The organism is Nonomuraea longicatena (assembly GCF_039525605.1).
GTDB classification, from domain to species: Bacteria; Actinomycetota; Actinomycetes; order Streptosporangiales; family Streptosporangiaceae; genus Nonomuraea; species Nonomuraea longicatena.
Window position 1 is genome coordinate 44,318 of the sequence record NZ_BAAAHQ010000009.1, and the last position, 13,015, is coordinate 57,332.

The following is a 13,015-nucleotide window of genomic DNA, read 5'->3' on the forward strand; positions in this document are numbered from 1 at the left end:
CTTGCCAACGGCCAGGAGCGTGCCGTCCCCGACGCAATCTCCATCGTCGCTGTCAGCCGATGGTGTCGGTTACGGTGCCGTCCGATTGCAGGCCCCAGACGTCGTCGTCCTCCTTGAGCCAGGTCGACGCCTCGCGGTCCTGCTCGTCACCGCCGCCACCGCCACCGCCCATCCCGCCCATCGGCATGAACGGCGCCCCGCCGACTGCGGCGCCGCCGGTCGCGCCCCGGAGGGCGGCGTTGTTGGCGGCACCGGAGCCACCGTAACCACCGCCCGTGCCGACGCCGGTTGAGACGCCGCTCGGCATCCCGGGGTGACCGTACGGGTTGCCGTTCTCGTAAGGACCGATCCGCAGCGGGTACTGCGCCGACGGGACGGACGGCGGCGTGGCCGGGCCGGGCGTGGTCGGGGCGGTGGGCGCGGCGGGGACGTCGAACCTCGGCGCCGCGTCGGCCAGCGACGTGGATCGGCTGGGGTCCGGGACGGTGCCGACGGCCGGGGTGGCAGGGGCAGCAGGAGCGGGCGGTACGGACGACGGGTCCGGGATGCCGGGCTGTCCGGGCGCGGGTGTGCCGGGGACCACGGCCCCACGGTCGGGGACGCCGGAGGGGAGGTTGCCCGGCGGGGTGGCACCGGGCGGGACGTCGACAGGAGGGAGACCGGAGTCGAAGTCCCCCGGGCTGGCACCGCGTGGGGAGACCCCGGCACTCGGAATCCCGCCGGGGACACCACCGGGGAGGCCGCCGGACGGGCCGCCGACGCCACCGGGTCCGCCGACGCCGTCGAACTTCGGGATCTCCGGGTCCTTCAGCTCGGGCAGTTCCTTGTGGATCGTGGTCGGCAGCAGGTGGTAGGTCTCGGCGAAGTCCTTGTTGAGGATGGCCAGGTGCTTACCGGCGAGTTCGTCCTGCGAGCCCCACTCGGCGCCGCCGTCCATGACGTCGTACGTGCCGGCGATGCTGTCGTCCCAGGTGGCGCTGTTGTTGCTCCAGGAGAAGTATCCGTCGTTGTCGATGAACTGCTTGTGCCTGGGCAGCACGTTCTGGCCGAGGTTCTCCAGCGGCCGTCCCATGTGGAACAGCCGCCGCTGCAGTTCGCGGACGCTGGCGTGGATGACCTGGAGCGCCTTCTGCGCCTCGACGGAGGCTTTGCCCTCCCAGCAGGCGGCCATCGCGTTGGCCATCTCCAGGAGGTCGTCTTCGAGCTGGGCCATGGCGGCACCGGCGTCGACGTAGGCGTTGCCCGCCTTCTCGATCCGTTTGGGGTCGAGCATCTGGATGAGTTGCTTGACCTGGGCCACGTTCCTGCCGTCCGGGTCGACGGACAGGTCCATGCACTGGTTGGGGCGCAGCTCGTGATCCTTTTTTACCGCTTTCTCGCTCATGCGGGCTTGTTCCCCCCGGGGGTGGTGCTGGAGGTGTCGGCACCGCCGTAGATGCCGGCGCCGGCGTTCACGAGGGCGATCGCCACCCTGAGGCGGGTGACGATCTGCGAGTAGACGTCGGGGAACTCCACGTTGGCGGTCTTGAGCGTCTCGAAGAACGCGTGCCCCCCGGGCCAGCGGTCGATGCTCTTGACGATGGCGCGCTGGTCGGAAAGGTCGGTGTTGGCCATCAGATGGGCGAGCGACCCGGGATTCGACCCGTCGAAGATCTTCAGCTTCTTCTCCAGGTCCTGCGCGACCTTCTTGAGCTTGTCGGCGTCGAAGGTGACGCCCTCGCGCTCGGCCTCAAGCCCCGGCCATCTCGGTTCCAGATACCAGCCTTCGTACCCCGTCGAATCGTCCGGCCTTCCCACGGCTTCCCCCTCGTCGCTTACAGATCAACGAGATTAGCGAAATGCCGTCAAACCGTACAGAAAACGGGCAGGCTGTTAGCCTGTCAGCTCGGAAGAACGGAGTTGCATGCAGACCCGGAAGGACCTCTACCAGGCGCATCGCCTGATGGTGCAGCGCATGGGCATGGCACTCCTTCAGGCCGAGCCTGACGTCCCCGAGTCGCCGATGCGCAGGCACACGGTGGCGATGTTCTGCGGGGTGCTGGTCGCGGTGCTCATCACGGCGGCTTTCGGGATCTGGGGTCTGCTGCGGCCCGGTAACGCCACCAAACTGGAGAATCCCGGCCAGTTGCTGGTCGAGGAGGAGAGCGGCGCGCTGTTCATCTTCAGCCAGCAGAACAGGCAGTTGCTGCCGGTGGCCAACTACGTGTCGGCGCGGCTGCTGCTGGACACCGACAAGGTCAAGGTGCGTAACGTCACGGCCGCGTCGCTGGCGGCCTACCGCAGGGGCCCGACGGTGGGCATCGCGGGCGCCCCGGACTCACTGCCCGCGAAGAACAAGCTGGTCAAGGGGCCGTGGTCGGCCTGCCTGACCGAGGGCTCCGACGCGGTGAACGGGCGCAGGACGTACGTCTCCCTGGTGGGCGGGATGGAGGTCGGCGGGCAGCCGATCGGCGGCGGGGCGATCGCCGTGCGCGACGACCAGAACCAGGGCTGGGTGCTCTGGAAGGACCAGCGGATGCGGGTGAGTTCGGACGGGCTGCGCTCGCTCGGTGTGAGCACGCTCAGGAACGTGCCCGCGACGTGGATCAACGCGATCCCCGAGGGGGTCGAGTTCCGGGCGCGGCGGATCGCCGAACGGGGCGAGAAGGTGGCGGGCGCGGGCCGGGTCGGCCAGGTGTTCACGGCGCCCGCCGTGGCGGGCGCCCCGGAGCGCTGGTACGTGCTGCTCGCGGACGGTTTCGCGGAGATCCCGATCGTGGAGGCGCGACTGCTGCTGGACGACCGGGGGACGAAGCAGGCTTACGGCCGCGACCGCGTGAAGCCGCTGGAGATCGACGCGGCGACGGCGAACGCCAGGCCGTCGAAGCAGCAGGCGACGGCGGGGCTGCCGGTGACGATGCCCAAGGTCATCACACCGCCTCCGGCCGCGCCGCTGTGCGCGGTGTACGCGGACGCCCAGAAGGGCTCACTCATGGCGAAGCTGACGGTGGGCGGCAACCTGTCCATCCCCGCGCCGCGCAGCGCCGGGGGGACGGGGCAACTGGACCAGGTGCTGCTCCCTCCCGGGGGCGCGGCGGTGGCGGGCAGACTGCCGGGCGAGGGGCTGACGTCGGCCGTCAACACCTACTTCCTGATCACCGACCAGGGCCGGCAGTACCCCCTGAAAACCCCCGAAGTCTTGGGAAAACTGGGATATGACGCCGCGTCCATCTCGCCGATGCCCAGCAACCTGCTCGATCTGATCCCCAAGGGCCCCGTGCTCGACCCCGCCGCCGCCCGCACCCCCCAGTGACATCACGGACCTCACGGCGAAGCCCACCCCACCGGCGGGCGACCTCCAGGGTCACGCTCCTCCCCGTGTCCGGGCACCGCGCCGTGACGCCGCCCCGTGAACCGTCCAGCCGCGCCCGCCGATGACCATCAGCCCTCGTCCGGCGGGTCGAGGAAGGCGGTCTGGGACAGGCGGGCGCCGAACCTGCGGTCCACGTGGTAGCCGCGTCCCGGCGGTAGCGGGTGCGGCCGTACGTTGCCGAACAGCAGGCCCTCGTCTTTGTTGCCCGACATGATGAGCGCCGGGCTGGCCATGTCCTTCAGCTTGGTGATGACCGGGTCGAACATGGCCCGTCCCATGCCGCCCATCTGCCTGGCCAGGACCAGGTGCAGGCCGATGTCGCGGGCCTGGGGCAGCAGTTCGGCGAGCGGCGCCAGCGGGTTGGTCGAGGTGGCCACCAGGTCGTAGTCGTCCACGACGATGTACAGGTCGGAGCCCTGCCACCAGTTGCGCGCCCGCAGTTGCTCCGGCGTGAGATCGGCCGGAGGCAGCCGCTTGAGCAGGGCCGAGCGCGCGTCGCCGATGAGGTCGGCGGCGGCGGTGCTGGAGGCGGCGTAGCCGATGCGGTGCTCGGTGGCGGCGGAGTCCAGCAGCGAGCGGCGGTAGTCGATGACGATCATCATGGCGTCGTGCGGCGTCTGCTGGGCCACGATGCCCTCGCAGATGAGCCGCAGCAGGTTGGACTTCCCGCTCTCGGTGTCGCCGACCACGACGAAGTGCGGGTCGGTGTCGAAGTCGAGCGCGAGCGGCGACAGGGTGGCCTCGTCGATGCCGATGGGGATGCGGCGCGGCGCGCTCTGCTCGACGGGCGGGAGCTGGGCGGCGGGCAGGATCGCGGGCAGCAGCCGGACGGCGGGCGCGGGCGCCCCCTTCCAGGCATCCCGTACGGCCTGCACGAGCGCGCGGACGCCGACCGACAGGTCGTCGGCGCTCTGGACGCCGTCGAGCCTCGGCAGCGCCGACAGGAAGTGCAGCCCCTCCTTGGTGAGTCCGCGTCCCGGCACGCCTTCCGGTACGGCCAGCGCGGCCTTGCGGTTGACCTCGGACTCGTAGGAGTCGCCGAGCCGCAGCTCGATCCGGCTGCCGAACAGGTCGCGGATGGAGGGCCGGAACTCCGACCACTTGTTGGTCGAGGCGATCACGTGGACGCCGAAGCCGAGCCCCCGGTTGGCCAGGTCGGTGATCGTGGTCTCCAGCGCCTCGAACTCCTGCTTGATCGTCAGCCAGCCGTCGACGACGAGGAAGATGTCGCCCCAGCCGTCCCCCTGGATCTGCCCTTCGGCGACCATGCGGCGGTAGGAGCCGATGTTGTCGATGCCGGACTCGGTGAACAGGCGCTCGCGCTCGGCCATGACGCCGGCGATCTCGGCGACCGTACGGCGGACGCGGTCGGCGTCGAGGCGGGAGGCGATGCCGCCGACGTGCGGCAGGCCGTCGAGGGAGGCGAGGGAGCCGCCGCCGAAGTCGAGGCAGTAGAACTGCACCTCGCGGGGGGTGTGGGTGAGCGCCATGCCGGTGACGAGGGTCCGCAGGACGGTGCTCTTGCCGCTCTGGGTACCGCCGACGACGGCGATGTGGCCGCCGGCGCCGGACAGGTCCAGCCAGAAAGGGTCGCGGCGCTGCTCGAAGGGCTTGTCGATGACGCCGACGACGGCGTGCAGCCGTCCTCGGCCGCCCCAGCTCGGGGTGGACAGGCCGAGTTCCGGCGTGATCGTCAGCGGCGGCATCAGGTGGATGAGCGTGGGTGGCTCGGCCAGCGGCGGCAGCCAGATGCGGTGGGCCTCCGGCCCGCGTTCTTTGAGGCGGCCCACGACGATGTCGAGCAGGCTGGCCTGTCCGGCGGGGGCGTTCTCCTCGGCGGGCGGGAGTTCCTGGACGGGTTGCTCGACGACGGGGACGGGCGCGAACCCGGTGCCGTACACGACGACCTCGCGCACGCTCGCGGGGCCGCCGGAGGAGGCCGCGGCCCGGCCGTCCGGCTGGTGGGGGCCGGAGACGTAGGCGGCCTTGAAGCGGGTCATCCCGGTGGTGTCGAACTTCAGGTAGCCGTTTCCCGGCGCGGAGGGCAGCTCGTAGGCGTCGGCGACGCCGAGGACGACGCGGCTCTCCATGGCGGAGAAGGTCCGCAGGCCGATCCGGTAGGACAGGTGGGTGTCGAGGCCGCGCAGCCGTCCCTCTTCGAGGCGCTGGGAGGCCAGCAGCAGGTGGACGCCGAGGGAGCGGCCGAGCCGTCCGATCATCACGAACAGTTCGATGAACTCGGGCTTGGCGCTCAGCAGTTCGCTGAACTCGTCCAGGATCACGAACAGGGTGGGCATGGGCGCGAGTTCGACGCCCTGCTCGCGGGCCCGCTCGTAGTCGCGCAGGGAGGCGTAGTTGCCTGCCGCGCGCAGGAGTTCCTGACGGCGCACCATCTCGCCGTGCAGGGCGTCGTGCATGCGGTCGACCAGCGGCAGTTCGTCTTCGAGGTTGGTGATGACGGCGGAGACGTGCGACAGCGACTCCAGGCCGAGGAAGGTGGCGCCGCCCTTGAAGTCGACGAGGACGAAGTTGAGGATCTCGGAGGAGTGGGTGACGGCCAGGCCGAGCACGAGGGTGCGCAGCAGTTCGCTCTTCCCGGAGCCGGTGGCGCCGATCACCAGCCCGTGGGGGCCCATGCCGCCCTGCGCGGACTCCTTGATGTCGAGTTCGACGACGCGGCCGTCCGAGCCGAGCCCGATCGGCACCCTGAGCCGGTTGCGGCCGGCGCGCGGACGCCAGACGACGTCGGTGTCGATCAGGGTGGGCTCGCCGACACCGAGCAGTTCGGTGAGGGTGGTGTTGAGCGAGAGGACGTCCTGCGTCTCGCCGCCGCCCGCGCCGCTGGACAGCCGCAGCGGGGCGAGCTGCCTGGCCAGCCCTTCGGCGCGCAGGAAGTCGAGCCGGTCGGGGTCGCCGAGGCGGGTGCGGGTCTCCTTGCCGGCGTGGTCGAGTTTGACCATGTGGAAACCGTCGGGCAGCACCTCCAGCCGGAGGGTGGCCTTCTCCTCGACGACGCCGGTGCCGCCGGACAGGTCGATGACGGTGACGCCCTGGATGGCGTCCATGCCGAGCTGGGAGTCGTGCGGCACGTGCCCGCCGTCGACGATCAGCACGTGGTACGGCAACGCGTCGGAGGGCGCGCCCGGCCGGAACCTGGCCCGCTCCTTGAGGTCGCCGCCGAGCAGCCGGTCGAGGTCGCCCAGATTCTCGGTCATCAGCCTGACCTGGCCCGCGGCGTCGTTCTCCTCGGGGTGCAGGGCGTGCGGCAGCCATTTGACCCACTCCCAGTGGGCCATCCACTCCTGGCTGGCGCACACCATGACGCGCATGTCGTCGGGGGCGTGGAAGGCGGTCATCTGGGCGACCATCGCGCGGACGAGGTCTCGCACGGCGGCGGGGTCGCCGCTCATCCTGATGCGGGCGAAGGAGCCGAGGGCGACGGCGACCGGCAGGCCGGTGACCGTGGAGTGGGCGCGCACGAAGCGGCGCAGGGCTCCGGAGGTGAGCGCGTCGAGGTCCTCGACGGGCTTGGAGTCCGGGGGGACGAGCTGGACGGCGAGCTTCTGGACGCCGGTGCCGAGCCGTACGGTGCCGAAGTCGGGGTCGCGGGGGCGGCGTTCCCACAGGCGGGGACCCATGGCGATCCACCAGAGCGTGTCGGGCGCGGGATTGCCCCATTCGAGGGATTCGCGCTGCTGCTTGGCGGCTTTGCGGGCCTTGCCGCGGATCTGGGACAGGTAGCGGAAGAAGTCGCGGCGGGCGCCGTTCAGGCGTTGTTTGCGCTCGCCGGCCTGCCTGCCGATCTGGGCGATGGTCATGCCGACCATGGAGAAGGCGAACAGGCCGCTGGCCACGTACATGATCGGGTTGGCGCTGCCGCCTGCCGTGAACATCAGGCCCATCGCCGCCGCGCCTGCGATCATGGGCAGGTAGGTGAGGACCGCCATGAATCCCTGGCTCTGGACTTCGGGGATGTCCGGTGGGGATTCGAGCAGGATCTCGCCGCGTGGCGGTGTCGGAGAGGGGCGGCGCTCGGGGCGCCGCACGATCACGATGCTCACCTGGTGACAGCCTCCTGGTCGCTTGCACGACTTTCTTACCAGATGTACGCCCGATATGTTCGGGCCTGTCCTGGTGCTCATGGGGAAAGGGAGAACATCCGTGATACCGCCCGCGCAAGGGCAGCAGGGCCCGATGCAGCCGGGTCCGTACCCGCAGGTCCCGATGCGGCAGGGCCCCGCACACCACGGCTCGGGCCCGCAGGGACCGTACGGCCAGTTGCCGCCCGGCCCGCACGGGCCCCAGGGACCGCCCAGGCAGGGCGCGCTGGCGCAGCTGGCGCCGCCGGTTCTGGCGCCGATCGTGCACGTCACGATCGTGGCGCCGCGCAAGCGGGCCGACCTGGCGCTGCCCGCCGACATCCCGCTCCCCCACGTGCTGCCCGGCCTGCTGCGGGCGCTGGACGAGCTCGACGGCGACGCCTCCGCCGCCCCCGGCTGGGCGCTCCAGCGGCTCGGCGGCCCGCCGCTCGACCTGGGGCAGAGCCTGGGCGCGCTGGGCGTGCTGGACGGCGAGATCCTCTATCTGCGGCCGGGTGAGGCCGTGCTGCCGCAGGCGCTCTTCGACGACGTCGCCGACGTCGTGGCCACGGGGGTGAAGGACGGGCCCGGCCAGTGGAGCGCCGCGCACACGCGCAGGCTGGGCGCGGGCGGCGCCTGCGGGCTGCTGGTGTTCGGGGCGTTCGGGCTGATGTTGTCGGGGCCGCCGTGGGGGCTGACGGCGATCGTCGCAGGGGTGTTCGCGCTGTTGCTGCTCGCGACCGGGACGATCGTCTCGCGGGCGCTCGGGGCGGGCGCCGCCGCCGCGCTGATCGGGTTCGCGGCGCTGCCGTACGGTTTCCTGGCGGGCCTGCTCGCCCCGGCGGGCGATGCGGGGCTGGCGGGACTCGGGGCGCCCAGCCTGCTGGCGGCGTTCGCGTGCACCGCCCTGGTCGCGGCGTTCGCCGCGACGCTGATCGCCGACGCCATGCCGGGATTCCTCGGTACGGCCGTCGCCGCGATCGTGGGCGCGATCGGCAGCGCGGTCGTGATGGTGTCCGGCTCCCCTGCCGCCGGGGTGGCGGCGGTGGCGGCGACCGTGCTGCTGGCCTTCGGCCCGCTCATCCCGACGCTGTCGTTCCGGATGGCGCGGCTGCCGATGCCCGCGATGCCGACGAACGCCGAGGAGTTGCGCGGCGACAACCAGCGGCTCGACAGCGCTGCCGTACTCGCCCGCACCCGCCACGCGCAGGGCTATGTGACGGGCCTGGTCACCGGGACCTGTCTCGTGGTCATGGGCACCCAGGTACTGCTGGTGGCCGAGGGCGGGTGGATCGCCAGGCTGATGACGCTGACGTTGTCGCTAACCCTGTTCCTGCGCGCCCGGGTCTTCCACGGCACCGGCCAGCGGCTGTGGCTGATCTGCAGCGGGTTCGCGGGGCTGGCGCTGCTCGCGCTGTCCTTGGCGACGACGGGGGACGGGCTGGTCGCGGTCGGCGTCGGCGTCGGCCTGCTGTGGGTCGCGCTGCTGGCGCTCGGGCTGGGCATCTGGCTGCCGTCCGGCAAACTCTCGCCGTTCTGGGGGCGGGCGGGCGACATCGTCGACTGGCTGCTGATCGTGCAGTTGTTCCCGCTGGCGCTGGGCGTACTCGAGGTCTACACCTGGGTACGCGGCCTGAGCGGCTGACCCTTCTACCACTTTCGGGGAGTGACCTGATGGACGGCTTCGGAGACTTCGGGAAGATCGACGTCGACAAGCTGATGGAGACGGCGACCGCGCAGTTCGCCCGCGCGGAGCAGACGCAGGCGGTGCTGGCCTCGGTCGTCGGCCGGGCCGGTGACGAGGACGGCCTGGTGAGCGTGGAGTACGGCGTCGCGGGACTGCGCGAGCTCGAACTCCATCCCAAGGCGATGCGGCTCAGCTCAGGAGAGCTGGCCGAGCGGATCAAGCAGGCGCTGGCCGATGCCGCCGCCGATCTGAACGAGCAGGTCAACGCGGCCATGGTCGAGGCGTTCGGCGAGGAGGGCAATCCGCTGAAGTTCCTGAACGACCCGGACGCGGCCCTGCAGGACCTGAAGAGCGCCGAATCCGCCTACCACCGGACGTACGACGACGTCATGGGGGAACTCGATCAAATCCGCAGACGTCTCAACCTCTGAGGCTGATGCTAGCTAGAGTGACCTTTGACAGGTATTGGTAACAAATCCCGTTTAAGCGGCTGATGAGAGGTATCAATGTCCGCATTCGGAGCCAGCCCGACCCAGCTCGCCAGCGCGAAGACCATCGTCGAGAACAAGGGCCAGTACATCGAGCAGCTCATCAAGAACGTCGAGCAGACCGCGACGGAACTGACCACCGCCGACTGGGCCGGCCCGGCCTCGCGCGCGTTCGGCCAGGTCATGGTCGGCTGGCGGGACGAGATGAACCAGATGCGCGGCATGCTCGCCGACATCGCGGAGAAGCTCGGCATGAACGCCAACGTCTACCAGCAGGCCGACGAGGACGCCTTCGCGGCCACCAACAAGATCCAGAGCCTCATCAACCGCTGACCCTCACCGCACACCCAGGGGAGACCGACGTGTCCGACGACTACACACGCGTCAATTTCGGCAACATGGAGCTCAAGCAGGCCGAGCTCACCAAACTCGTCGAGCAGTTCGAGAACACCTTCGAAGACATGGTCAGGGAACTGCGGACCGCGCTCGGCGGCGACGGCGGCGGCGGGAACAACGCCTGGACCGGTGAGGCTCAGGGGTTCTTCGAGACCATCCGCGCCAAGTGGAACCAGCAGGCCGGCGAGATGCGGGAGGAGCTCAACAACGCCCAGCTGGCGGTCGGCATCGCCCGTGACAACTACCAGCACGCGGAGAAGCTCAACTCCGGCATGTGGTCCCGGGACGCCTGAGCGGCCTGACCCATGGCACCCAACCGGCCGCAGGACGAGTGGCCAGGGCTCGACGTCAAGAAGGACGAGCTCTACTACGACGCGGCGAAGATGCGGGAGGTCGCCGACGAGCTCGAACGCCTGCTGGCTCCACTGACCGGCAAGGGCGACGGCACGGTCGCCGGGCTCAAGGCGGCCGCGTCACTCAACCGGGCGGCCCTGGGCCAGTGGGACGAGGTCGACACCCTGGCCAACAGCGTCGCGACGACCGGCGCCACCGGCGGCGGCGCCACGCTCCCGCACGTCTACGAGATCCTGGTCGAGCGATACCAGGAAGTCATAGAAGCGATCCGCACCCAGGCGGCGATCTACGAGCGGTACGCCCCGAACGGGCGGTCCGGCTCCTAGGAAGGTCATCGTGGCGGAAAAGAAGACGCTGCCCATCAGGGACCAGTCGGTCTGCCCCTACGCGGGACAGGTCACGGCGGATCCGGACCTGATCCAGCGGTGGATCATGGCCACCGCGCCCGCCGACATCAAGAAGGCCGGCGCCGCGCACACCAAGGCGGCCGAACTGCTCTCGACGCACGCCGAGGACCTGCGGGGCGCGGCGCGGAAACTGTCCGAGCACTGGCGCTCGGACGCCTCGGCCAAGACGCAGCAGGCGCTGCAGATGCTCGTCGCCACGAGCACGGAACTTGTCACGAAGCTGAACATGATGGGCGCGGCGCTCAACGACTACGGCGGAACCCACCTGCCCGACGCCCAGAAGAAGATCCAGTCACTGCCCTCGGAGTCCAAGGACCCGGGGACCGAGGAGAACACGGGCGGCGGCACGACGGGCGCGCCCAGCGACGACGGGGTGATCGGCGGCGGCGCCGGGACCGACCGGACCAAGCAGGCCAGGGAGATCCTCCAGCAGCTCAACCAGCAGATCGTCCAGGTCTATTACAACGTGCCGGTCGAGGTCACCTACACGCTGCCCGAGATCACGATGCCCGACGACCGGGGCGGGCCCCGGCCGTACCGGCTGCCGAGCGTCCCCTCCACCCAGAACCCGCTCGACGGCACCTCCGGCGGCGGGTCCTACTCGGGTGGAAGCGGCGGGCGGTCCGGGTCGGCGTCCTCGGGGGACGGCGGCTCCCGGCCGGACACCGTCCCGCCGGGCGGCGACCCCGGCCCCGGAAACCCTGGCGGTCCCGGAAACCCTGGCGGTCCTGACGGCACGGGGCCGAACGGTGACCGGCCCGATGGGCAGCAGCCGGGGGGCAGATCCGACGGCACCGCGCCGCCGGTGATCGGCGACGACCGGGGCACCACGATGCCGGGCATGCCGGACCAGCGCGGAACCGAGGCCGCGAGCGTGCCGCCCACGATCACCGGTGCGCCGCCGACGACAGTGCCCACGACTGCGCCCATGACGGGGCCGACGACGCCCGGTGGGTGGCCGACGCCGCAGGGGTGGACGCCCGCTCCGGTCAACCCGGTCGGTACGCCGCCCGGCGTACCGACCGTGCTCGGCAACCCGGGGACCGGCTACGGTGGCGTGCCCGGCGGCGGCGGGCCGGGGGCGCGCGCCGCAGGGGTGCCGGGCAACGGCGGTTTCCCCTTCATGCCGATGGGCGGCGCGGGCGCCGGCGCCGAGGACGCCTACGAGCACTCGACGACGCTGCACGAGGACCCGAACACCTGGGTCACCGACCACGACGTCACCGATCCGCTGATCGGCTAGCGCCGGCGGCCCGCACGCGCTGCGGGCCGCCGGTCGAAGGCTCACGCCTTGCAGTGCTCGAACTGGCTGTTGTACGCGGCCGAGCCGATCGAGCCGCCCCACTTCACGCAGATGCCTCTGGCCTGGGTCTTCACCGGGCCCGCGTAGTACTGGAAGCTGCCCTTGTCCTGGCCGCGCGCCTTGCCCTTGGCCTCCAGGTAGGCCGTCATCGCGACCTTGCCGCTGCCGCTCGACCGTACGGTGGTGACGCAGTTCTCGCCCGTGGCCGAGTTGTACAGCAGGTGGACCGTACCGGCCGAACCCAGGGGGGCCGCGTCGATCCGGCGGAAGCCCGAGCCGCAGACCTTCTCCGGCGAGTACGGGTTCGACGACCCGGCGGGCGTGCTGGGCTTGTCGGGCGTGCTGTTCTGGGTGCCGCCGCCGCAGTTGCGCGACACGACCGCGTTGTGCCTGCCGTTGTAGGCGAACCCGGCGCCGTTGAAGCGGGCCGCGATGCCGCCGCCGCCCGAGGTACGGTGCTCGAAGTGCAGGTGCGCGCCCATCTTGTACTTCGCGGAGGTCTTGCCGACGGTCCCGATGGACTGGCCCTGACCGACCGAGGCGCCGGTGCTCACCGAGCGCGACTTCAGGTGGGCGTACAAGGCGGTCGTGCCGTCGGCGTGCCTGATGACGACCACGTTGCCGAAGCCGTTGCCGGTCTCGTACACCGAACGGATCACCTTGCCGCCCGCCGCGGCGACGACCCGTCTGCCCTGGTCGCCGTCGCCGTCGCTGGGGCTGCCGTTGAAGTCGATGGCGTACGCGTTGTGGGCGTGACCACCGCCTGTGTAGCTCTTGCCGTACCAGCGTTCGCCGCACGGGAAGGGGAGTTGCATCGGCGTCGCCGCTGTGGCACCGGCGGACGTCACCCCGTTCACCAGCGGAAACGCCACAGCTGCCATTCCGATGATCAGTACTGTTCTACGCATGAGGGAAAGAATCCACCGAAAGATCATGAGATGTCCAGGTA

The 13,015-nt window shown here is 70.7% G+C and carries 11 protein-coding genes; 7 read left to right on the forward strand and 4 right to left on the reverse strand.

Translation table 11 applies throughout. The features are described from left to right. Nucleotides 1-52: 52 nt before the first annotated feature. A complete protein-coding gene (locus ABD120_RS11240; RefSeq protein WP_343949723.1) occupies nucleotides 53-1,384 on the reverse strand; it encodes a WXG100 family type VII secretion target in 1,332 nt (443 codons plus the stop codon). After that, nucleotides 1,381-1,797 (reverse strand): hypothetical protein, encoded by a 417-nt coding sequence (locus ABD120_RS11245; RefSeq protein WP_343949724.1) that lies wholly within the window; start codon nucleotides 1,795-1,797, stop codon nucleotides 1,381-1,383. The genes ABD120_RS11240 and ABD120_RS11245 overlap by 4 nt, the downstream gene beginning before the upstream one ends. 106 nt (nucleotides 1,798-1,903) lie before the next feature. Between ABD120_RS11245 and eccB the strand changes: the two genes are divergently transcribed. Then, complete coding sequence (gene eccB / locus ABD120_RS11250) at nucleotides 1,904-3,292, forward strand: type VII secretion protein EccB (protein WP_343949725.1); 1,389 nt, start codon at nucleotides 1,904-1,906, stop codon at nucleotides 3,290-3,292. Nucleotides 3,293-3,420: 128 nt separating this feature from the next. Here the strand turns inward: eccB and eccCa are convergent, their stop codons facing one another. Continuing rightward, nucleotides 3,421-7,413 carry a type VII secretion protein EccCa gene (gene eccCa, locus ABD120_RS11255; RefSeq protein ID WP_343949726.1) on the reverse strand — a complete coding sequence of 1,331 codons (3,993 nt, stop codon included), beginning with the start codon at nucleotides 7,411-7,413 and terminating at the stop codon, nucleotides 3,421-3,423. A gap of 100 nt (nucleotides 7,414-7,513) precedes the next feature. Between eccCa and eccD the strand changes: the two genes are divergently transcribed. The 6 genes from eccD (at nucleotide 7,514) to ABD120_RS11285 (ending at nucleotide 12,006) form a co-directional block, all read left to right on the forward strand. Continuing rightward, nucleotides 7,514-9,076 carry a type VII secretion integral membrane protein EccD gene (gene eccD, locus ABD120_RS11260; protein ID WP_343949727.1) on the forward strand — a complete coding sequence of 521 codons (1,563 nt, stop codon included), beginning with the start codon at nucleotides 7,514-7,516 and terminating at the stop codon, nucleotides 9,074-9,076. A gap of 29 nt (nucleotides 9,077-9,105) precedes the next feature. Next, complete coding sequence (locus tag ABD120_RS11265; RefSeq protein ID WP_343949728.1) at nucleotides 9,106-9,549, forward strand: YbaB/EbfC family DNA-binding protein; 444 nt, start codon at nucleotides 9,106-9,108, stop codon at nucleotides 9,547-9,549. Between the two features lie 75 nt (nucleotides 9,550-9,624). Continuing rightward, entirely contained in the window at nucleotides 9,625-9,939 is a 315-nt protein-coding gene (locus tag ABD120_RS11270) for a WXG100 family type VII secretion target (RefSeq protein WP_343949729.1), read from the forward strand. 29 nt (nucleotides 9,940-9,968) lie between these two features. Next, a complete protein-coding gene (locus ABD120_RS11275) occupies nucleotides 9,969-10,295 on the forward strand; it encodes a WXG100 family type VII secretion target (protein ID WP_343949730.1) in 327 nt (108 codons plus the stop codon). A gap of 12 nt (nucleotides 10,296-10,307) precedes the next feature. Continuing rightward, nucleotides 10,308-10,682 carry a hypothetical protein gene (locus ABD120_RS11280; protein ID WP_343949731.1) on the forward strand — a complete coding sequence of 125 codons (375 nt, stop codon included), beginning with the start codon at nucleotides 10,308-10,310 and terminating at the stop codon, nucleotides 10,680-10,682. A 10-nt stretch (nucleotides 10,683-10,692) separates the two neighbouring features. Beyond that, nucleotides 10,693-12,006, forward strand: coding sequence for a WXG100 family type VII secretion target (locus tag ABD120_RS11285; RefSeq protein WP_343949732.1), 1,314 nt, complete (start codon nucleotides 10,693-10,695; stop codon nucleotides 12,004-12,006). 41 nt (nucleotides 12,007-12,047) lie between these two features. On the opposite strand, the gene ABD120_RS11290 is transcribed toward ABD120_RS11285, so the two are convergent. Then, complete coding sequence (locus ABD120_RS11290; RefSeq protein WP_343949733.1) at nucleotides 12,048-12,974, reverse strand: M23 family metallopeptidase; 927 nt, start codon at nucleotides 12,972-12,974, stop codon at nucleotides 12,048-12,050. Nucleotides 12,975-13,015 lie beyond the last annotated feature (41 nt).

Bases quoted from the DNA above. Each gene is read 5' to 3' on its own strand.
- ABD120_RS11280 (WP_343949731.1), top strand. From the start codon at position 10,308: ATGGCACCCAACCGGCCGCAGGACGAGTGGCCAGGGCTCGACGTCAAG.
- ABD120_RS11270 (WP_343949729.1), top strand. From the start codon at position 9,625: ATGTCCGCATTCGGAGCCAGCCCGACCCAGCTCGCCAGCGCGAAGACC.
- ABD120_RS11240 (WP_343949723.1), bottom strand. From the start codon at position 1,384: ATGAGCGAGAAAGCGGTAAAAAAGGATCACGAGCTGCGCCCCAACCAG.
- ABD120_RS11265 (WP_343949728.1), top strand. From the start codon at position 9,106: ATGGACGGCTTCGGAGACTTCGGGAAGATCGACGTCGACAAGCTGATG.
- ABD120_RS11290 (WP_343949733.1), bottom strand. From the start codon at position 12,974: ATGCGTAGAACAGTACTGATCATCGGAATGGCAGCTGTGGCGTTTCCG.
- eccB (WP_343949725.1), top strand. From the start codon at position 1,904: ATGCAGACCCGGAAGGACCTCTACCAGGCGCATCGCCTGATGGTGCAG.